We start from the raw sequence: 18,242 nt of genomic DNA on the forward strand, positions 1-18,242 counted from the left end.
GCCAGATCGCGAAAGCCCCCGCAGGGCTGAGCCAATAGAAAACGGAGTCACGTGAAATGACCGGAAAGACCTTGTCTGCCCGCCCTCGGCCCAAGCCCGAACCCGCTCCCGTTGTGGAGACTTCGGCGCCCGTAACCGGCCCGAGTGGTGGCAAGGGGCAGAACCTTCAGGACCTTTTCCTCAACCACCTGCGCAAGAACAAGATCCCCGTCACGATGTTCCTCGTGAAGGGTGTCAAGCTGCAGGGCATCGTCACGTGGTTCGACAACTTCTCGATTCTGCTGCGCCGCGATGGCCAGTCGCAGCTGGTCTACAAGCACGCGATCTCGACGATCATGCCCGGGCAGCAGCTTTCGGTTGCGCACTTCCAGACGGGCGGTGAGGAAAACGGCAAGAAGGCCCGCCTTCTGCAGGAAGTGTTCCTGTCCAGCGTGCGCGATTCCGGCGTGCAGGTGACGATGTTCCTGGTGAACGGCGTCATGCTGCAGGGCAAGGTCGCGTCTTATGATCTCTTCTGCATGCTGCTCGAGCGCGAAGGCTACGTCCAGCTCGCCTACAAGCATGCCGTTTCGACAATTCAGCCTGCCGGTCATGTTGATCTCACCGGCGACTGGGATGGTGAGGATTCCTGAGTACTTTTGAATTTGGCAACAACAACGGCGAGATTGCTGGTGAAGTCACCCGTGGCGCGCGCGCCGTTGTCGTCCTCCCCGATATCAAGCAGCGGGGAGGGGGACTTGGTACCGATGCGGAAAGCCGCCTTGAAGAAGGGCAGGGCCTCGCTCGTGCCATCGGCATCGAAGTGGTCGATGCCTTCATCCTGCCGATCCGTGCCGTCCGTCCTGCGACCCTGTTCGGTGAAGGGCAGGTCGAACGCATCGGCGTGGCCTGCAACCTGTCAGACGCCGAGCTGGTCATCGTTGACGGTTCGCTTTCGGCGATCCAGCAGCGCAACCTCGAGGAAAAGCTCAAGCGCAAGGTCATCGACCGGACGGGCCTGATCCTCGAAATCTTTGGCGAGCGTGCGGCAACCGCCGAAGGCAGGCTGCAGGTCGAGCTGGCGCATCTCGATTACCAGGCGGGGCGGCTCGTGCGGTCATGGACCCACCTTGAGCGTCAGCGCGGTGGCTTCGGATTCCTGGGGGGGCCGGGTGAAACCCAGATCGAGGCGGACCGTCGCCAGATCCGCGGGCGCATGGCGCGGCTGCGCAAGGAGCTCGAACAGGTGCGGCGCACGCGCGGGCTCCATCGCGAGCGGCGCCAGCGCGCACCTTGGCCAGTGATTGCGCTGGTCGGCTACACCAACGCCGGAAAGTCCACGTTGTTCAACCGCCTGACTGGCGCTGACGTCATGGCGGAAGACCTGCTGTTCGCCACGCTTGATCCGACGATGCGCGCCATCCGGCTGCCGGGCGTCGAAAAGGCCATCCTGTCGGACACCGTGGGCTTCATTTCCGAACTGCCAACGCAGCTTGTGGCGGCTTTCCGCGCAACGCTCGAGGAAGTCACTGCAGCGGACGTTATCGTGCATGTGCGCGACGTGTCCAATCCGGCAACGGCGGATCAGAAGGCGGAGGTCGAGCAGATCCTCGCTGACCTCGATGTAATCGGGGAAGGGGGCTCGAAAATTCCCATCGTCGAGGCATGGAACAAATGGGACCTGCTCACCGCTGAAGAGCAAGCTATGCGGCAGGACCTGATCTCGGCGCGGATTGCCGAGGTTCCGGTGGTGCCCATTTCCGCGCTGACTGGTGCGGGCGTCGAAGCCCTGCTTGAGCAACTTGGCCAGATGCTGACGGGCGGAGCGCAGACGCTGGAGTTCACCATTCCGCTGTCGGATGGACAGCGTCTGGCTTGGCTCCACGCACATGGTGATATCCAGGACGAAGCCGAGACGGAGACTGCCGAAGGCGAGCCGGCGCTGCGCATCAAGGTGCGATTGACCCAGCGTGAACTAGGCCGTTTCACCGCGCTCTGAGGCTTTTACGGACTGCCAGAGTTCTTCTTGCTGGTCGAGGGTCAGCTGCGCAAAGCGGCCCTCGGCCAGTTGCTCCATGCCCCTGAAGCGCCGCTCGAACTTGGCGTTCGCCTGGCGCAGCGCTTCCTCGGGTGCGACGCCATGCTTGCGCGCGAGGTTGACCGCAGCGAAAAGCAGGTCACCGGCTTCCGCAACGCGCTCTGCGTCTGAGGATGCATCGGCAAGTTCCTGTATTTCCTCATAAACCTTGGATGCTGCGCCGGAGGGATCGGGCCAGTCGAAGCCTTGCCTGACAGCCCGCTTTTGCAGCTTTTCAGCCCGCATGAGTGCTGGAAGCGCCAGTGCAACGCCGTCCATGGCGCTGGTCGCACCCTTTGACGAACGTTCAGCGGCCTTGGCGCTTTCCCAGCGATCCTCACGCGAATGACCTTGGTCGCTCTCATCTCCGAAGACGTGGGGGCCGAAGACATGGGGATGCCGCGCTTCCATCTTTGCCGAGATCGCAGCGGCAACGTCGTCAAACGAGAACAGGCCGAGCTCTTCGGCCATCCGCGCGTGAAACACGACCTGGAGCAGCAGGTCGCCAAGTTCTTCCTTCAATCCAGCCATGTCGCCGCGGGCAATGGCGTCATCGACTTCGTAAGCTTCCTCGATCGTGTACGGTGCGATCGTTGCGAAAGTCTGCGCGCAATCCCATTCGCAACCGCGCGCAGGATCACGCAGGCGCGCCATAATGGCGAGAAGCCGCGAGAGATTGGGCGTGGAGGCTGCGCTCATGGTCATTTCCCGGTTATGTTGACTTGGGTTGGGACGGCGACCGACCCGTCAGATCAGATTTGATAATAATGATTATGTAAACTAAGGCTGCGCTGGATTGTGTCGTCACCACCTCAACACGGTGAATATCACAGCCCCCACGATAAAGAGAAAGGCCCATAATGCCGCCATCCTCAGCCCGTCGGACAGTCCGATCTCACGGCCTTTGAAATTAGCAATGGCCAGGACCAGCGCCATGGATATGCCGATGATGCGCACTGTATCGTAACTGTCCATGCCGCACCGCCTTAGAGGTTTACTTCGAGCCCGTCGTACGCCGGTTCGACGTGGGCAGGCGTTTCGGCACACAGTGTCCGGTAATCCATCGACTTGTCGAGATGTGTCAGGATGCCATGTCCGGCTCTGGTCGCTTCGATCAGCTCCAGAGCCATGCCGAGATGCGAATGCGTCGGATGCGGTTGCCGCCTCAGGCAATCGACGACCAGAACGTCGACCTTGTAAAACAGGTCGATCATCTCGCTGGTAATCTCGCTGAAGTCCGTAGCGTAACCGATTGTTTTGCCTGCCTGATCGAAGCGAAAGGCCGTAGATTGCGCCGGACCGTGCGGCATCTGGCAGTGTCCGATACCAATGCCGCTCAACATGCGAACCCGGTCAAGGTTATCGAGTTCGACAATCGTGTGATAGCCGTGCTGCCCGGCAAACACGTAACCGAAGCGCTGGCGCAGGCGGCGGACAGTCTCACTTGCCGCATAGCCCGGAATGGGGCCACCGCGACCGTAACGCAGCGGTCTGAGGTCATCGATACCATGGCAGTGGTCGGCGTGGTCGTGGGTCCAAAGCACACCGTCAACGCGATCTATGCCGCAGCTCAGGAACTGCTGCCGCAGGTCGGTCGGCGTGTCGACAAGCAAGCGGCTGCCGTCGTCGCCCTCGACGATGATGGCGACGCGGGTGCGCCGGTTTCTCGGCTCGTTCGGATCGCATTCGCCCCAATCGTTGCCGATGCGCGGCACGCCCGTCGATGTGCCGGACCCGAGGATCGTCAGCTTCACAGGCTGGCCTTGCTGAAAAGCTTGAAGAAGTTGGCACCGGTGCGATCCGCCAGGGCTTCCTGTGACGTGCCTCGCAGGCCGGCAACGAATGCGCATGTGTCGGAGACGAACGCCGGCTCGCAGGTCTTGCCCCGGTGCGGCACTGGCGCAAGGAACGGCGCATCGGTTTCGACCAGAATGCGATCTTCAGGCAGATTGGCTGCAATCGCCTGCAAGTCCTTGGCATTCTTGAAAGTTACGATACCGGAAAGCGAGATCGACAGGCCAAGTTCCAGCATTCTGGCGGCAAATGGCGCGGATGCGGTGAAGCAGTGGATCAGGGCGGGGAAGGCCCCCTTCCCCATTTCTTCCTCGATGATCCGCGTCGTGTCGTCCTCGGCATCGCGCGTGTGGATGATCAGTGGCAGGCCGGTTTCTCGGGACACGCGAATGTGGACCCGGAACAGGTCCTGCTGAACTTGCCGGTCCGAATGGTCGTAATAGTAGTCGAGCCCGGTCTCGCCGATACCGATCACGCGCGGGTGCGCAGCGGCTTCCAGAAGCGCGGCCTCACCCAGATCAGCATGACCATCGGCCTCGTGCGGATGGATACCGATACTGGCCCAGACATCGCTTTCCCGCTCCGCCGTGGCGACGATGTCGGCCCATTCGCGCTGGCGGGTCGAGATGTTGAGAAATCCGCGCACGCCCGTCTCTCGCGCGCGCCCGAGAACCTCGGCCTGATCTTCGACCAGGCCCTTGTAGTTGAGATGGCAGTGTGAATCGATCAGCATCATGCCGAGGCAGGCTCTTCGGGCAATTCGAGGCGCGGGAACGCCGGCACCGGTTGTGCGAGCTTTTCACCTGTGGCCACGCGCGCCACGTACCAATCTGCATCGGTCAGCGCCGCAAATCCACGAGCGTCACCGGGCACGCCAAGCTGATCGAGGACCTTGGCAGCAGCGGCCGGGACGACCGGCGCAATCGCGATTGTCAGATCCCTGATGGCCATGAACAGGGTAAGCAGCACCGCCTTCATTCGTTCCGGATCGGTCTTGCGCAGAGCCCAAGGCGCTTGCTCGTCCACGTAGGCATTGCAGGCGAAGACGGCGCGCATCCACGCATCGATACCGGTCGAGAAGTTCAGCGCTTCGAATTCGCGCGGCAGTTCTTCGCGGCAGGCGGTGAACACGGTGGCGAGCAGGGCGTCGTCTGCTTCGGCGCTCGCAAACTTTTCAAGCGTCCCGTCCATATTCTTGAAAATCATGGATAGTGTGCGTTGCACAAGGTTGCCGTAGCTGTTGGCCAGTTCGGCGTTGCAACGCGTGACGATCGCTTCTGGTGAGTACGATCCGTCCTGCCCGAAGGCCACTTCGCGCATCAGGAAATAGCGCAGCGGATCGACGCCGAAACGCTCTGCCAGTTCGAGCGGATCGGTCACGTTGCCAAGCGACTTGGATTCCTTCTGCCCGCGATTGAGCAGGAAGCCATGGCCGAAGACCTGCCTGGGCAGGGCGATGTTCGCGCTCATCAGGAAAGCCGGCCAGTAGACCGTGTGAAACCGGACGATGTCCTTGCCGATCAGGTGGAGGTTTGCCGGCCAATACCTTGCGAAGTCGCCCGATTCCTCGGGGAAACCGAGGCCGGTGATGTAGTTGGTCAACGCATCGACCCATACGTACATGACGTGGCCGTCGCTGCCCGGCACCTTCACGCCCCAGTCGAAGCTGGTGCGCGAGACTGAAAGATCGCGCAGGCCGCCTTCCACGAAGCGCATGACTTCGTTGCGACGGCTGTCGGGCTGGATGAACTGCGGGTTTTCGTTGTAGAGCTTCAGCAGCGGCTCGGCATACTTGGACAAGCGGAAAAACCAGGATTCCTCGACCGTCCATTCGACCGGAGTTCCCTGCGGCGAGAGCTTCTCGCCCCCTTCCCCGGCGACCAGTTCGCTCTCGTCGTAGAAGGCCTCGTCGCGGACCGAATACCAGCCTTCGTAGCGATCGAGATAGAGATCGCCGCTGGCTTCCATGCGCCGCCACAACTCTTGCACCGAAGCGTGGTGGCGCTCTTCCGTGGTCCGGATAAAGACGTCATACGAAACGTTGAGTTCGTCACACATCTTGATGAAATGTGAAGACATTTCGTCAGAAAGCTCACGCGGCGTCACGCCCAGATCACGTGCCTTCTGCGCCATCTTCAGGCCGTGTTCGTCGGTGCCCGTCTGGAAGCGCACGTCACGCCCCATCGCCCGCTGGAAACGCGCGATGACGTCAGCGGCAATCGCTTCGTAAGCGTGGCCGATGTGCGGCTTGCCGTTGGGGTAGGAAATGGCGGTGGTGATATAGAAGGGTTCGCCCATCGGGCCGGTCGCTTTCTCAAAAGGAATCTGAAAGGCTTATCGCGCGCCTTCCCTAGTCGGCGCGGCCGATGCCAGCAAGGAGCCGATTTCCATGGTAAGCATTGCCGGATCGAAGTTGTAGATTGGTGCTTCCCCGGCCAGCCTGACCAGACGCGCATGCGTTTCGACGAGGCGCACCTTCGCGGCATCGTCTGCGTGATCGAGCGCGCCGACGACGGTCATCCGCGCGGCCTCGATCGCAGCGGCAATCCGCTCACGATCGGGCCTTGTGCCCAAAGCACCTGCAAGCGCGCCCCGCAGCGAAAGGTCAGGATCGCCCTGTTCGACGATCCGCGCGAACAAGGCCTGCGCCTTGCCCAGGTCCTGCGCGGCAAAGGCCAGTGCCGCACCGGGTGAGCCCCCCGCGACCGCCAGCGCACCTTTGCGGGTTTCAGCATCAAGCTCTGGCGCAGCGTCGTCCAGGGCACGGGCTACTTCGAGCGGCGAAAGGGGATGGAACCGCACGACCGTGCAGCGCGACCGCACTGTAGGCAAAAGCCGTCCGAGCGCATGGACAACAAGCAGGAAGAAGGTGCCAACCGGCGGCTCTTCAAGGCTCTTGAGCAAGGCGTTGACGGCGCTCTTCTCGAGCAGGTCTGCCGAATCGATGATGACCGCGCGCCTGCGTCCCAGCGTCGGCCGGGTAGTCAGCCTGCGTTGCAGGCCGCGCACCTGATCGACCGAGATACTGCGCTTCAACTGGTAGGGCTTGCCCTCATCGCGCTTCTTGGCCTCGTCGTCGTTGGCCGGAAGCGGGGCAAGGGTCAGGATGTCGGGATGCGCTTCAACCGGCGGTTGCGGCACTCCGGGTTCGGCAACAAGCTCTGCAGCCGCTGCGCGCGCGAAGTTTGCCTTGCCGAGGCCCTCGCGCCCGGCGAGGATCCAGCCATGGTGCATACGTTCGCCGGAAATGGCCGCGCGCCAGATACGCCAAGGTCCGTCATGCCCGATCATGCGCTCGCTCATGGCAGCAAGCCTGCAAGCCGGGCCATGATCCGTGAATGGACGTCTGCGGGCGATCCCTCGGCATCGATCTGTGCGAAGCGGTCCAGCGACTGCGCGGCGAAGCTGCGGAACGCCTCGGCCACGCGTGCATGATAGGCCGCGCCGCGGCTTTCGATACGGTCGCCGACACCGCCATCGCGCATGGCGAGGCGCTGCGCCGACACCTCAGGCGGCACGGTGAGCAGGACGGTCAGGTCCGGCAACAGGCCCTCGCTGCCGATGCGGTGAAGGTCGAGAACTTCCGCGTCTGAAAGCCCGCCGCCTCCGCCCTGATAAGCGCGGCTGCTGTCGACGAAGCGGTCGCAGATCACCCACGCTCCGCGCGCGATGGCCGGGCGGATGAGCTTCTCGACGTGATCAGCGCGGGCGGCGGCAAAGAGCAGGGCCTCGGCGCGGGCGCCCCACCCCTCCCCTTCGGTGCTGAGCAGCATTGCGCGGATGGCCTCGGCGCCCGGCGTCCCGCCAGGCTCTCGCGTCGTCACGACCTCAAGCCCCCGGGCGCGCAAGGCGTCGGCCAGCATGCGGCCTTGCGTCGATTTGCCGACGCCTTCGCCGCCTTCAAGGGCAATGAACTGTCCCGGCAGCCCGGTCACAGCCCAACCAGTCCCAGCGCACCATTACGCAGCCGCGCCAGCACGCCGCCGCGTGGCACATCCGATCCGGCAACAAGCGGCAGCACGTGCACCGCCTCGCCCGGTACGCGCACCAGCAGGCTGGCGACAGTCTCGCCTTTGCGGATCGGAGCCTTCAGAGGCCCCTTGTAGCGCACCGAGAGCGTGTAGTTACTCGTGGTCCCCTTGGGCATGGTCAGGCTGAGATCGTGCGGGGCGACCAGCGCGACCTCTCGTGCCTCCCCGCCCTGGACCACCGCCGTGCCAACATTGGCGCCGCGGCGATAGAGCGCCTTGGCGTCCCACGCTGCAAAGCCCCATTCAATGAAGGCGCGCGATTGGTTGGTGCGGTCAATCGGACGGTCATACCCTCCAAGCACCATCACCAGACGGCGCCCGTGGCGCTGCGCGGAACCAACGAAGCCATAGCCCGCCTCGTTGGTGAAACCGGTCTTGACCCCGTCCGCCCCTTCGGTGTGGCCGTAGAGCGGATTGTGGTTGGGCTGCGTGATCCCGTTCCAGGTCATCTGGGAATGACCGTAGAAGCGACGATAGAGATCGGGAAACCGCGTCATCAACGCGCCGCTCAGGGTGGCAAGATCGGCGGCGGTCACATAAGTCTCGCCTTCGTCCATCCAGCCATTGGGGGTGTTGAAGTGGCTGTCGCGCATGCCAAGTTCGGCTGCGGCTGCGTTCATCAGCGCTGTAAATGCCGGGACCGATCCCGTCGCGCCTTCTGCCAGGACGACACAGGCATCATTGGCCGAGACCGTAACGATGCCCTCGATCAGTTCGGCAACGGTCGGCTGTGCCTCGGCGGGCAGGAACATCGTGCTGCCAACGTTGCGCCACTTGCGGAATGTTTCCGGGCGGATCGGAATGCGCTGGTCGAGACGCAGTTTGCCCTTCGAAATCAGATCGAAAGCGACATAGCTGGTCATGATCTTGGTGATCGATGCCGGCACGAAGCGCCGGTGCGGATCACGGGCATAGAGCACGCGGCCAGAACCGACATCGAGCATCAGGGCGATCGGCGCATCGATCCGCGGCATTGTGGCAAGAGGATCGAGACTGACCGGTTTTGGGGCCGCCTCGGGGGCAGCGGCCTGCGCAGGCAAGCCCGCCAGCACCATCGACAAGCCAACCATTACAACCTTCAAGCGCAAGTGCATTCCCCGGACTCTGCCGGTCGTCCCTGCGCCCGGGATCAAGGCGCGGTCACGACCCTTGCATCGGCATAGCCGCCCGCGCGAACCTTCGCCAGCGCCGCATCGGCTTGTCCACGATCCTTGTGCGGCCCTGTGCGTACGCGCCACAAGTTGCCGGTGGGAGAGGCCGCGCCGCCGGTGGCCTTGGCGGCCGCTTCGGCCCGGGCTTTCGTCGAATAGGCCCCGACCTGGATGTAATACGCCTTTGTCGGCCCGCGCGCCGCGATCTTCGGTGCCTCTTTGGGTGCCTCAGCTTTCGGTGCGGGTTTGGCTGTCGCTTTTACTTCCTTCGAAGCCGGTACGGGTGCGGCGACGGCAGCCAACACGGTCGGCACGGAAGGCCCGGCTGCCACCGGCGGGACGGGTGCGATACCCAATTTGCGCTTCAAGGCCGCGAGCAGGCCGGAGGGTGTGTCCATCCGGGCCGGAGCCTGGCCACCGGTACGGAGCAAGGCGCGTTCTGCTTCGGGCGGATTGACGCGCCTGACACGCACCGGCAGACGGCTGCCTGGCGCGGCGCCCAGTTGCGACCATGCTCCTGCGGACAGCGCGACCAGATCGCTGCCGGTCATCGGCCCGCGCTCGGTCAGGCGAACAAGAATGGTCCGGCCGGTTTCGAGCGAAGTCACTTCGACATAGCTCGGCAAAGGCAGCGTACGGTGCGCGCCGGACACGCCATCCCCGCCTGACATCTGGGCATACCCCACCGAATCGTAGTTCAGCGTGTCTGCCGGGGTGTAGGTCACACCTTCAACCTCGAAAGGCGCGCCCAACACCATCGGGTAGTCGCCCGCCGGCCCGGCCATCGAAGCGCCTGAAGGTCTTGAAACACCGGCATTCGCGCTACCGCAGGCGGTCAGCAGCAGCGTGGTGACAAGCGCGAGACGGTTAACGGGATATTTCATCTGCAAGAAGTCCTACGGACAGGGCGTAAAAGTTCGAGCAGTTGTAATCGAGGATAACCCTATAATTTCCGGTTAGCAGATAGGCCGTCCGCCCGCGCCCATCGGGTTCGAGCAAGCTGGCCATGACATTGTCGGCGGGCCAGTTTCCGGCGCGGGGCACTATGCCGAGCGCGCGCCATTCAGCCATTGTCTTCCATCCGGTGTGCCGATCAAACACGCGCGGGCAGCGGGGGCTTTTCAACGTGGTGCCGAGGCTGGCGCGATCAAGCCCATCCGGCACGCTGACGGCAACGCCCCAGGGCTGGCCCGGGCGCCAACCGGCATCGCGAAAGTAATTTGCAATCGAAGCCAGCGTATCGGTGCGGTTGTTCCAGATGTCGGCAAAACCATCGCCATCGCCGTCTTGCGCCACGCGGAGATAGACCGACGGCAGGAACTGCGGATTGCCGAAAGCGCCAGCCCAGCTGCCGACCAGCTTCGAACGCGGGACGCCGCGATCGACCATCTTCATCGCCGCGACGAATTCGTCGGCAAACAGCTCCCGCCGCCGTCCTTCGTAAGCGAGACTTGCCAGCGCACGCGGCAAATCGAAATTGCCGGTATAACCGCCGTAGTCGGTTTCATGCCCCCAGATTGCCATGAGGACCGGACCGGGGACGCCGTATTGTCGTTCGATCCCGCCGATCTGACCGACCGCGGCGGCGTACTGTCGCCGCCCGCGCATGATGCGTGCCGAATCGACATGCTGCCGACGGTAAGGCTCAAACGCCGGTATGGTGCCCGAGGAAGATCCCGGCTGCGCACGGTCAAGCTGGATCACACGCTGGTTGAGAGTGAGCCCGGAAGTCATTGCCGCGATTGTCGATTCGCGCACACCTTCGGCGCGTCCGCGCGCGGCAAGAAGCTGCAGATACCCCTGAAAGCCTGCCTCGTCCTCATCGACCTGCCCGGCAGCAGGGCCTGCCGCAAGCAGCGCCATGGCAGCCACGCCAAACGCCCGGATCGCCTTCGCATTCTTCAGAAACATCATGAAACCGATGTCGCACGGAACACCATGGATGGGAATCCCCTTTGCGACCGACGCCAAACACGCTAACGGCGAGCCGAGCCAGCATCGCCATCAGGTAATGCTAGCCGTGCGGACAGGTGGCCGAGTGGTTTAAGGCAGCGGTCTTGAAAACCGCCGTGGGTGGAAGCTCACCGTGGGTTCGAATCCCACCCTGTCCGCCAATTACTCTTCCTCCGATTCCGGTATTTCGAGCGCCTTCATGGTCATGTCGTTGCGGTCGACCGAGTGACCGGGCTTCACCGTCTTACGGTGCAATTCTGCTTCCCACGGCAGCGGATTCAGGGGCTCTTCGATCTCGAATTCCATTGAACTCTCTCTCCTTGGCATGGAAAATCTCCAGCGGGAAGAGTGTTCCGATGGTTAGTAGATTACTCCATTTCTGATCTTGTCTTTGTGTTGCTCATGTGGAACGTCCGAGATTGGGCAACAGGGAAGGAAGTTCAGATGCATCGTCAAGTATTTGGCGTGGTCGCGCTACTCGCGGCTGCGCAGAGCCCAGTATTGGCTCAAGAAACGACAGCTGCGCCGGCAGCAATCGTAATGCCGGCGGCTCCGGCAGCACCCGTCATGCGGCAGATCATCCTTCCGCCGAACTCTGAAGTGGTGATCACTCCGAACGATACGCTGACCACCAAGGGCAAGCAGCTCAAGGAAGGGTACAAGTTCCGTCTCTCGACCATGTTCGATGTGATGCAGGACGGGTATGTGGTGATTCCCAAGGGTACCATGGGCGAAGGCACTGTAACCTGGATGACCAACAAGGGGGCATTCGGCAAGTCGGGCAAGATGGAAGTGTCGTTCGATTGGCTCGATCTGGGTGGCAAGCGCGTTTCGCTGACGGGCAATCATCGCCAGGAAGGCGAAGGAAACACCGGTGCAACCGTTGGCACGGCCGTCGCCGTCGGGGTGTTTTCCGCATTCGTGACAGGACGCTCGGCAACGATTGTAAACGGGCAGCAATTGCGTGGGCGCACCGCTGAGCCTTTGACATTCACGGTTCCGGATTCCGCCGCGCGGGTTGTGGCGGGCACTTTGGTGTCGACGCCGGTGGCTGCTCCGGCGGCAACGGCGCCAGTGGCCACGCCTGCCAGCTGAAGTTTCGCTCGAACACAAAAAGGGGGCGCGGGCAGATGACCTGTCCGCGCCCCCTTTTTCTTGCCCGTTGCCGATCCTCAGATGTGGATAGCGCGTCCGTATGCAGCGAGGACGCTTTCGTGCATCGATTCGCTGATCGTCGGGTGCGGGAAGACGGTGTGCATCAGTTCGGCTTCGGTCGTCTCGAGCGTCTTGCCGACGACGTAGCCCTGGATCATCTCGGTCACTTCCGCGCCGATCATGTGGGCACCGAGCAGCTCGCCGGTCTTGGCGTCGAACACGGTCTTCACGAAGCCTTCCGGCTCACCCAGCGCGATGGCCTTGCCGTTGCCGATGAACGGGAAAGTCCCGACCTTCAGTTCGTAACCGGCTTCCTTGGCTTTCGCTTCGGTCAGGCCGACGCTGGCGATCTGGGGGTGGCAGTAGGTGCAGCCCGGAATGTTGGCGCGGTCCATCGGATGGGGATGGACGTCCTTGTTGCCGAGTTCGGCGGCAATGGCTTCGGCGGCGATCACGCCTTCGTGGCTCGCCTTGTGCGCCAGCCATGGACCCGGCGTGACATCGCCGATGGCCCAGAGGCCCTTCACATTGGTGCGGCCATAGCCGTCGATGGCGATGATGCCGCGTTCGGCCTTCACGCCCACGGTCTCAAGCCCGATGTTCTCGGTGTTCGGCACGATGCCGACGGCGACGATGACATGGCTGTAGTCGGCCTCGGCAACCTTGCCGTCCTTGCCCTTGATCTTCGCCTTCACGCCCGATCCTGAGATGGCAAGGCTCTCGACGCCCGCGCCGGTCATGATCTTCATGCCCTGCTTGGTCAGCGCCTTTTCGAGGAAGGCCGAAACGTCAGCATCTTCCACGGGAACCACGCGGTCCATCATCTCGACGACCGTAACTTCGGCACCCATGTCATTGTAGAAGCTGGCAAATTCGATGCCAATGGCGCCCGACCCGATGACCAGCAGCTTGGTCGGCATCTGCTTGGGCGTCATCGCGTGGCGATAGGTCCATACGCGCTCGCCATCGGCCTTGGCGAACGGCAAATCGCGCGCGCGGGCGCCGGTGGCGACGATCACATGCTTGGCCGAGATTACTTCCGTGCCCTTCTCACCGGTAACCTCGACCGAGGTTGCCGACTTCAGGACACCATTGCCCATATGCACGGTGATCTTGTTCTTCTTCATCAGGTGTGTGACGCCCTGATTGAGTTGCTTGGCCACGCCGCGCGAGCGCTTGACCACCGCATCGAGATCGGCGCGAATATTGTCGGCAGCGAGACCATAGGCAGCGGCGTGCTTCATGTGGTTCAGCACTTCTGCCGAGCGCAGCAGCGCCTTGGTCGGGATGCAGCCCCAGTTAAGGCAGATGCCGCCGAGGTTCTCGCGTTCGACAATGGCGGTCTTCAGGCCAAGCTGCGCGCAGCGGATCGCCGCGACATAGCCGCCGGGGCCCGATCCGAGGACGATGACGTCGTATTGGTCAGCCACGCAAATGCTCCTGTCAGTCTGTCTGCGGCAAAGGCCGCGGTTTGCGTTCGTCGTCGATGGCGACGAAGAAGAATCGTGCCTGGGTTACCTTCTGGCGGTCTTCGCCGGTCCGCGCGCGGCGCCAGGTTTCCACATCGATGGTCATCGAAGTGCGTCCCGCCTTGGCAAGAGAGGCATAGACCGAGACCTCGTCACCCACATGGACCGGGTGATGGAAAGTCATGCCCTCCACGGCAATCGTGGCAGCGCGGCCCTTGGCCCTTCGTGCCGCAACAATGCCTGCCGCCATGTCCATCTGCGCCATGAGCCATCCGCCAAAGATATCGCCGGCGGGGTTCGCATCAGCTGGCATCGCCGTGATGCGGATGGCCGGTTCGCCCTGTGGTAGCGGATCGGCCATCATTGCACCCCTGCGACTTGTTTCAGGCGATCAGGCTCAGGCCACCAGACCCAGCGGGTTCTCGATCAGGTTCTTGAACGCCTGCATCAGCTCGGCACCGTCGGCACCATCGATGGCACGATGGTCGAAGCTGCCGGTGGCCGACATGACCGTGGCGATGCCCAGCGCGCCGTCGATCACGTAAGGGCGCTGCTCGCCCGCACCGACAGCCATGATCATCGCCTGCGGCGGGTTGATCACCGCGTCGAAGCTCTTGATCCCGAACATGCCGAGGTTGGACAGCGAAGCCGTGCCGCCCTGATACTCGTGCGGCTGCAGCTTGCCTTCACGCGCCTTGCCGGCCAGCGTCTTCATTTCCGTGGCGATGGCCGAGATCGACTTGTTGCCGGCATCGACGATGATCGGCGTGATCAGGCCCGAAGGCGCAGCGACGGCAACCGAGATATCGGCGCGGCTGTAAGTGCGCAGTTCGTCGCCCGCGAAGCTGACGTTGCACTTGGGCACCTGCACCAGCGCCTTGGCCAGAGCCTTGATGATCAGGTCGTTGACCGAGAGCTTCACGCCCTGCACCTCGAGCGCCTTGTTGAGCTGGCCGCGCAGCTTGAGCAGCGCATCGAGCTGGATGTCGACGGTGAGGTAGATGTGCGGGATCGTCTGCTTCGCCTCGGTCAGGCGGCGAGCGATCGTCTTGCGCACGTTGTTGAGCTTGGTTGCCTCGTACGGAATGCCGAAATCGGGCACGGCTGCAGGAGCCGGAGCCGCGGCAGGCGCTGCTGCCGGTGCTGCAGTGGCGGCGGGCGCAGCGGTAGCAGGCGCGGCTGCGGCGGGCTTCGCACCTTCGACGTCGGCGCGAACAATGCGGCCGTTGGGGCCCGAACCGGCCACACCGGCAAGATCGATGCCCTTGTCCGCGGCGATGCGCTTGGCCAGCGGGCTGGCGATCACGCGGTCACCTTTCGGAGCGGGCGCTGCGGCAACGACCGGAGCAGGCGCGGCTGCGGGCGCAGATGCTGCTTCGGCCTTGGCAGCAGGTGCAGGTTCGGCAGGCTTTGCAACCGGCGCGGGCGCGCTGGCGTCTTCGTCCTCGCCCGCGATCATCGCGATCACGGTGCCGACCTTCACGCCTTCGGCACCTTCGGCAACGTCGATCGAAACGATCGTGCCTTCATCGACAGCCTCGAACTCCATCGTGGCCTTGTCGGTCTCAATCTCGGCCATGATGTCGCCAGAGGAAACCTTGTCGCCCACCTTGACCAGCCACTTGGAAAGCGTCCCCTCTTCCATGGTGGGGGAGAGGGCGGGCATCTTGATGGCGATGGGCATGGGCGTGTTTTTCCGTGTCCTGATGGCAATAAAGCGAAGGGGTCGTAGCGGAAACCACCCCTGCATCTTTTGACAGGCCCATTTCACCAGTCTGGCGCGTCGGGTCAAGTGGCTTGCCGCTTGCGCCGCATACGAATTTGCCGATACGTGTGCGTCGAGAGGACAATTCGCCATGTCGCAGCGCATATATCTGGTCATCATGGACGAGACTGACGAAGCCAAGGGCGCCTTGCGCTTCGCGGCAAGGCGCGCGGTGCGCACCGATGGCACTGTCCACATTCTTGCCCTGGTGCCGCAGCAGCAGTTCGTTGCGTTCGGCGGAGTACAGGCCACGATCGAGGAGGAAGCGCGCGACCGTGCCGAAGTTCTCGCCATGACCGCCGCCGGAAGTCTCGCCAGCGAGTCAGGCCTTTCTCCGCAAATCTCGGTACGCATGGGCGATGGCCCCAAAGTGGTGCGCGAATACCTGGGCGAGCACCCGGAAGTCTCCGCGCTGGTGCTGGGCGCAGCCGGAGGCGGCAATCCCGGGCCACTGGTCAGCCACTTCGCCGGAATTGCCGGCCAGCTGCCCTGCCCGCTGATGATCGTCCCCGGCGCGATCTCGGACGAGGAAATCGACCGCTTCAGCTGATCATTTGCGCTTGCCCTGGTGCCGGATGTTCGATGGGCGGCCGCGCTTGCCGGCGATGTAGTTTCCCTGCCGCTTGGGCTTGTGCTCCATCTTGCCCCCGCGACGTTCGATCCGCTGCACGCCCTCGGCCACGTCCACCGGCTCGAACTTGAGCGCGCCGGTCAGCGGGTTGGCCTCGGCAAGGCGCAGCTTGAGGATCTGGCCCATGGCAAATTCCTCGCCGCTCAACTCCCCGATCAGGCGTTGCGCCTTCTCGTCATAGTTGAAGCGCTCTGCCCCCAGCGTGGAGACTGGCACCAGGCCATCGCCACCCAGGCCGATGATCGTGGCGAAAAGGCCAAACTTCTGGACGCCAGTGATTCGCGTATCAAACACCTCACCGACCTTGCCCGACAGCCAGGCCGCGACGTAGCGGTCGATGGTGTCACGCTCGGCCTCCATCGCACGGCGTTCGGCATTGCTGATGGCTTCGGACACGCGCGCCAGGTCGCCCCGGTCGCGGTCGGACAAGCCCGACGTCGGCGGCAGGTCAGCCTTGGGCCGCGGCTGCTCCAGCCCATAAGCATCAACCAGCGCGCGATGCACAAGAAGGTCCGAATAGCGCCGGATCGGCGAGGTGAAGTGGGCGTAAGACCCGAGACTGAGGCCGAAGTGGCCAGCATTGCGCGGGCCATAATAAGCCTGCGTCTGGCTGCGCAGCACCGCCTCCATGATCAGCGCCTTCTCCGCCTCGTCGGCGATGTCCTTGAGCATGCGGTTGAATAGCGAAGGTGTGATGACCTGCCCCAGCGAAAGCTTGCGATCGAATGTCGCCAGATAGTCCTTCAGCGCCACCAGCTTTTCGCGGCTCGGCGGTTCGTGAATGCGATAGACCACCGGCGCGACCTTTGCTTCCAGCGCCTTGGCCGCCGCAACGTTGGCCGCGATCATGAAGTCCTCGACCACGCGATGCGCATCAAGCCGTTCGCGAATCGCGATCTCTGCGATCTTGCCCTGTTCGTCGAGCACCACGCGGCGCTCGGGCAATTCGAGGTTCAGCGGATCGCGTGCATTCCGCGCCTTTTCCAGCAGTCGCCACGCGTCCCACAGGTTGGCAAGATGCGCCTCAGCTTCACCCGCATCGATGCGCCGCTGCGCTTCTTCATAGGCGATCACTTCGGCGATCCGCACGATCGCACGGGTAAAGCGCCAGTCCTTGATCCGCCCTTCACTGTCGATCGAGAGGTGGCAGGCCATCGCCGCGCGGTCTGCGCCCGATTTCAGCGAGCAGACGTCTGCCGACAGCACTTCGGGCAGCATCGGCACGACGCGGTCGGGGAAGTAGACCGAGTTGCCGCGCTTGCGCGCCTCGCGGTCGGTCTGTCCCCCGGGGCGGACATAAAAGCTGACGTCAGCAATCGCGACGAGGGCGTTGAAGCCGCCCTGCCCGTCCGGCTCGGCCCAGATGGCGTCGTCATGGTCTCGCGCATCGGCCGGATCGATCGCCACGATCGGCAGGTGCCGCAGGTCCTCGCGCTTGTCTTCGCTCAGCGGCAATTTCGCTGCGTCCTCGGCCTCGCGGATCGCGGCTTCGGGGAACACGAACGGAATGCCGTGCTTGTGGATCGCGATCAAGCTGAACGCACGCGGCGCCAGAGGATCGCCGAGCACGGCCACAACCTTCATGCCCGAGCGTGGCGAACGCCCGGCAGGCTCGGCCAGCACCAGTTGCCCCGCCTCGGCTCCGCCAAGGTCCGAGATCGGCACGGCATTGCGCACGCGCTTGTCGACCGGCGCGAGCCAGCCCTTGCCAGCGCCGTCCACTTCGACGACACCCATCAACTGCTCTTCGCTGCCCTGGAGCTTCTTCATCGGATGGGCGAGCCAGCCCTTCCCCGCTTCCTCGGTGCGCGCCAGAATGCGGTCGCCCACCCGCAGCGCCGGGCCGCGCTCCCGCGCCTTGCCCCGCGGCTCCACCACGCGCAGGCGCGGCGGCGGGCTTGCGTCCTCAGGCTGCCAGCTGTCGGGGATGGCGACCGGTTCGCCCTCATCGATTTCGACAATGCGCAGCACTGTAACGCGCGGCACGCCGCCCATCGCGTGGAAGGCGCTGCGGTTGCCATCGATCAGGCCTTCCTCGGCCATGTCCTTGAGCAGCGTCTTCAGTGCGATCTTCTCGGTGCCTTTCAGGCCAAAAGCCTTGGCAATCTCGCGCTTGCCCGCAGGCTCGTCCGATTGTGCGATGAAGTCCAGCACCTGCTGGCGCGTCGGGAGCCCTTGCGGAAACTTGTTCTTGGCCATTGGCGGCATGTGGTCGTTATGGTCGCGTATGGCAAGAA

Annotated in this window: 19 protein-coding genes and 1 tRNA gene; 5 read left to right on the forward strand and 15 right to left on the reverse strand. The window is 63.4% G+C overall.

All coding sequences use genetic code 11. The features are described from left to right. Positions 1-56: 56 nt before the first annotated feature. On the forward strand, positions 57-632 hold the full coding sequence (gene hfq, locus HGI46_RS04915) for an RNA chaperone Hfq (RefSeq protein ID WP_205525184.1): 576 nt from the start codon (positions 57-59) through the stop codon (positions 630-632). Further along, on the forward strand, positions 629-1,978 hold the full coding sequence (gene hflX, locus HGI46_RS04920) for a GTPase HflX (RefSeq protein ID WP_168903481.1): 1,350 nt from the start codon (positions 629-631) through the stop codon (positions 1,976-1,978). Before hfq ends, hflX begins: the two co-directional genes overlap by 4 nt. On the opposite strand, the gene mazG is transcribed toward hflX, so the two are convergent. The 10 genes from mazG to HGI46_RS04970 all read right to left on the reverse strand — a co-directional run bounded on the left by mazG (position 1,955) and on the right by HGI46_RS04970 (position 10,895). Further along, positions 1,955-2,755: a nucleoside triphosphate pyrophosphohydrolase gene (gene mazG, locus HGI46_RS04925; RefSeq protein WP_168903331.1), complete on the reverse strand. Its 801-nt coding sequence runs from the start codon at positions 2,753-2,755 to the stop codon at positions 1,955-1,957. The two genes, hflX and mazG, sit on opposite strands and share 24 nt — an antisense overlap. A 105-nt stretch (positions 2,756-2,860) precedes the next feature. Continuing rightward, a complete protein-coding gene (locus HGI46_RS04930; RefSeq protein ID WP_168903332.1) occupies positions 2,861-3,031 on the reverse strand; it encodes a hypothetical protein in 171 nt (56 codons plus the stop codon). 11 nt (positions 3,032-3,042) lie between these two features. Then, positions 3,043-3,810 carry an MBL fold metallo-hydrolase gene (locus HGI46_RS04935; RefSeq protein ID WP_168903333.1) on the reverse strand — a complete coding sequence of 256 codons (768 nt, stop codon included), beginning with the start codon at positions 3,808-3,810 and terminating at the stop codon, positions 3,043-3,045. Further along, positions 3,807-4,583 carry a TatD family hydrolase gene (locus HGI46_RS04940; RefSeq protein WP_168903482.1) on the reverse strand — a complete coding sequence of 259 codons (777 nt, stop codon included), beginning with the start codon at positions 4,581-4,583 and terminating at the stop codon, positions 3,807-3,809. The genes HGI46_RS04935 and HGI46_RS04940 overlap by 4 nt, the downstream gene beginning before the upstream one ends. Beyond that, positions 4,583-6,148, reverse strand: a complete 1,566-nt coding sequence (metG, locus tag HGI46_RS04945; protein WP_168903334.1) for a methionine--tRNA ligase — start codon at positions 6,146-6,148, stop codon at positions 4,583-4,585. Before metG ends, HGI46_RS04940 begins: the two co-directional genes overlap by 1 nt. A gap of 36 nt (positions 6,149-6,184) precedes the next feature. Then, complete coding sequence (locus HGI46_RS04950) at positions 6,185-7,153, reverse strand: DNA polymerase III subunit delta' (RefSeq protein WP_168903335.1); 969 nt, start codon at positions 7,151-7,153, stop codon at positions 6,185-6,187. Then, positions 7,150-7,785, reverse strand: a complete 636-nt coding sequence (gene tmk, locus HGI46_RS04955) for a dTMP kinase (protein ID WP_168903336.1) — start codon at positions 7,783-7,785, stop codon at positions 7,150-7,152. Before tmk ends, HGI46_RS04950 begins: the two co-directional genes overlap by 4 nt. Next, positions 7,782-8,963: a D-alanyl-D-alanine carboxypeptidase family protein gene (locus HGI46_RS04960; protein WP_240946587.1), complete on the reverse strand. Its 1,182-nt coding sequence runs from the start codon at positions 8,961-8,963 to the stop codon at positions 7,782-7,784. The genes tmk and HGI46_RS04960 overlap by 4 nt, the downstream gene beginning before the upstream one ends. A 47-nt stretch (positions 8,964-9,010) precedes the next feature. Continuing rightward, positions 9,011-9,916 carry an SPOR domain-containing protein gene (locus HGI46_RS04965; RefSeq protein WP_240946588.1) on the reverse strand — a complete coding sequence of 302 codons (906 nt, stop codon included), beginning with the start codon at positions 9,914-9,916 and terminating at the stop codon, positions 9,011-9,013. Beyond that, positions 9,900-10,895 carry a lytic murein transglycosylase gene (locus tag HGI46_RS04970; protein WP_240946608.1) on the reverse strand — a complete coding sequence of 332 codons (996 nt, stop codon included), beginning with the start codon at positions 10,893-10,895 and terminating at the stop codon, positions 9,900-9,902. The genes HGI46_RS04965 and HGI46_RS04970 overlap by 17 nt, the downstream gene beginning before the upstream one ends. A 161-nt stretch (positions 10,896-11,056) precedes the next feature. Between HGI46_RS04970 and HGI46_RS04975 the strand changes: the two genes are divergently transcribed. Next, positions 11,057-11,146: transfer RNA gene (locus HGI46_RS04975), tRNA-Ser, on the forward strand. A 1-nt stretch (position 11,147) separates the two neighbouring features. On the opposite strand, the gene HGI46_RS04980 is transcribed toward HGI46_RS04975, so the two are convergent. After that, positions 11,148-11,291: a hypothetical protein gene (locus tag HGI46_RS04980; protein WP_168903338.1), complete on the reverse strand. Its 144-nt coding sequence runs from the start codon at positions 11,289-11,291 to the stop codon at positions 11,148-11,150. 138 nt (positions 11,292-11,429) lie between these two features. On the opposite strand from HGI46_RS04980, the gene HGI46_RS04985 reads away from it, so the two are divergent. Beyond that, on the forward strand, positions 11,430-12,080 hold the full coding sequence (locus HGI46_RS04985; protein WP_206065539.1) for a hypothetical protein: 651 nt from the start codon (positions 11,430-11,432) through the stop codon (positions 12,078-12,080). A 77-nt stretch (positions 12,081-12,157) separates the two neighbouring features. Here HGI46_RS04985 and lpdA read toward each other — a convergent pair whose 3' ends face one another. From lpdA to HGI46_RS05000, 3 genes are read right to left on the reverse strand one after another with little or no spacing between them, the layout of a single operon-like run. Beyond that, positions 12,158-13,570 (reverse strand): dihydrolipoyl dehydrogenase, encoded by a 1,413-nt coding sequence (lpdA, locus tag HGI46_RS04990; RefSeq protein WP_168903340.1) that lies wholly within the window; start codon positions 13,568-13,570, stop codon positions 12,158-12,160. Positions 13,571-13,583: 13 nt separating this feature from the next. Continuing rightward, entirely contained in the window at positions 13,584-13,970 is a 387-nt protein-coding gene (locus HGI46_RS04995; protein ID WP_039332329.1) for an acyl-CoA thioesterase, read from the reverse strand. A gap of 36 nt (positions 13,971-14,006) precedes the next feature. Continuing rightward, positions 14,007-15,293 (reverse strand): pyruvate dehydrogenase complex dihydrolipoamide acetyltransferase, encoded by a 1,287-nt coding sequence (locus HGI46_RS05000; protein ID WP_168903341.1) that lies wholly within the window; start codon positions 15,291-15,293, stop codon positions 14,007-14,009. Between the two features lie 172 nt (positions 15,294-15,465). Here HGI46_RS05000 and HGI46_RS05005 point away from each other — a divergent pair, with 172 nt between their 5' ends. Beyond that, the gene (locus HGI46_RS05005) at positions 15,466-15,924 is read left to right on the forward strand and encodes a universal stress protein (RefSeq protein ID WP_039332326.1); all 459 of its coding nucleotides are present in this window, start codon (positions 15,466-15,468) and stop codon (positions 15,922-15,924) included. Here HGI46_RS05005 and HGI46_RS05010 read toward each other — a convergent pair whose 3' ends face one another. After that, positions 15,925-18,204: a VacB/RNase II family 3'-5' exoribonuclease gene (locus HGI46_RS05010; protein ID WP_168903342.1), complete on the reverse strand. Its 2,280-nt coding sequence runs from the start codon at positions 18,202-18,204 to the stop codon at positions 15,925-15,927. It abuts the gene before it with no gap. Positions 18,205-18,242 lie beyond the last annotated feature (38 nt).

Origin of the sequence: Novosphingobium sp. ERW19, from assembly GCF_012641315.1 — a bacterium.
GTDB lineage: Bacteria > Pseudomonadota > Alphaproteobacteria > Sphingomonadales > Sphingomonadaceae > Novosphingobium.

What these genes read in the sequence shown, in the direction of transcription:
- HGI46_RS04965 (WP_240946588.1), bottom strand. Translation starts at nt 9,916, where the DNA reads ATGAAATATCCCGTTAACCGTCTCGCGCTTGTCACCACGCTGCTGCTG.
- HGI46_RS04930 (WP_168903332.1), bottom strand. Translation starts at nt 3,031, where the DNA reads ATGGACAGTTACGATACAGTGCGCATCATCGGCATATCCATGGCGCTG.
- hfq (WP_205525184.1), top strand. Translation starts at nt 57, where the DNA reads ATGACCGGAAAGACCTTGTCTGCCCGCCCTCGGCCCAAGCCCGAACCC.
- HGI46_RS04980 (WP_168903338.1), bottom strand. Translation starts at nt 11,291, where the DNA reads ATGGAATTCGAGATCGAAGAGCCCCTGAATCCGCTGCCGTGGGAAGCA.
- HGI46_RS05005 (WP_039332326.1), top strand. Translation starts at nt 15,466, where the DNA reads ATGTCGCAGCGCATATATCTGGTCATCATGGACGAGACTGACGAAGCC.
- HGI46_RS04995 (WP_039332329.1), bottom strand. Translation starts at nt 13,970, where the DNA reads ATGGCCGATCCGCTACCACAGGGCGAACCGGCCATCCGCATCACGGCG.
- mazG (WP_168903331.1), bottom strand. Translation starts at nt 2,755, where the DNA reads ATGAGCGCAGCCTCCACGCCCAATCTCTCGCGGCTTCTCGCCATTATG.
- HGI46_RS04940 (WP_168903482.1), bottom strand. Translation starts at nt 4,583, where the DNA reads ATGCTGATCGATTCACACTGCCATCTCAACTACAAGGGCCTGGTCGAA.
- HGI46_RS04950 (WP_168903335.1), bottom strand. Translation starts at nt 7,153, where the DNA reads ATGAGCGAGCGCATGATCGGGCATGACGGACCTTGGCGTATCTGGCGC.
- HGI46_RS04985 (WP_206065539.1), top strand. Translation starts at nt 11,430, where the DNA reads ATGCATCGTCAAGTATTTGGCGTGGTCGCGCTACTCGCGGCTGCGCAG.
- HGI46_RS05010 (WP_168903342.1), bottom strand. Translation starts at nt 18,204, where the DNA reads ATGGCCAAGAACAAGTTTCCGCAAGGGCTCCCGACGCGCCAGCAGGTG.
- HGI46_RS04970 (WP_240946608.1), bottom strand. Translation starts at nt 10,895, where the DNA reads ATGGCGCTGCTTGCGGCAGGCCCTGCTGCCGGGCAGGTCGATGAGGAC.
- metG (WP_168903334.1), bottom strand. Translation starts at nt 6,148, where the DNA reads ATGGGCGAACCCTTCTATATCACCACCGCCATTTCCTACCCCAACGGC.
- HGI46_RS05000 (WP_168903341.1), bottom strand. Translation starts at nt 15,293, where the DNA reads ATGCCCATCGCCATCAAGATGCCCGCCCTCTCCCCCACCATGGAAGAG.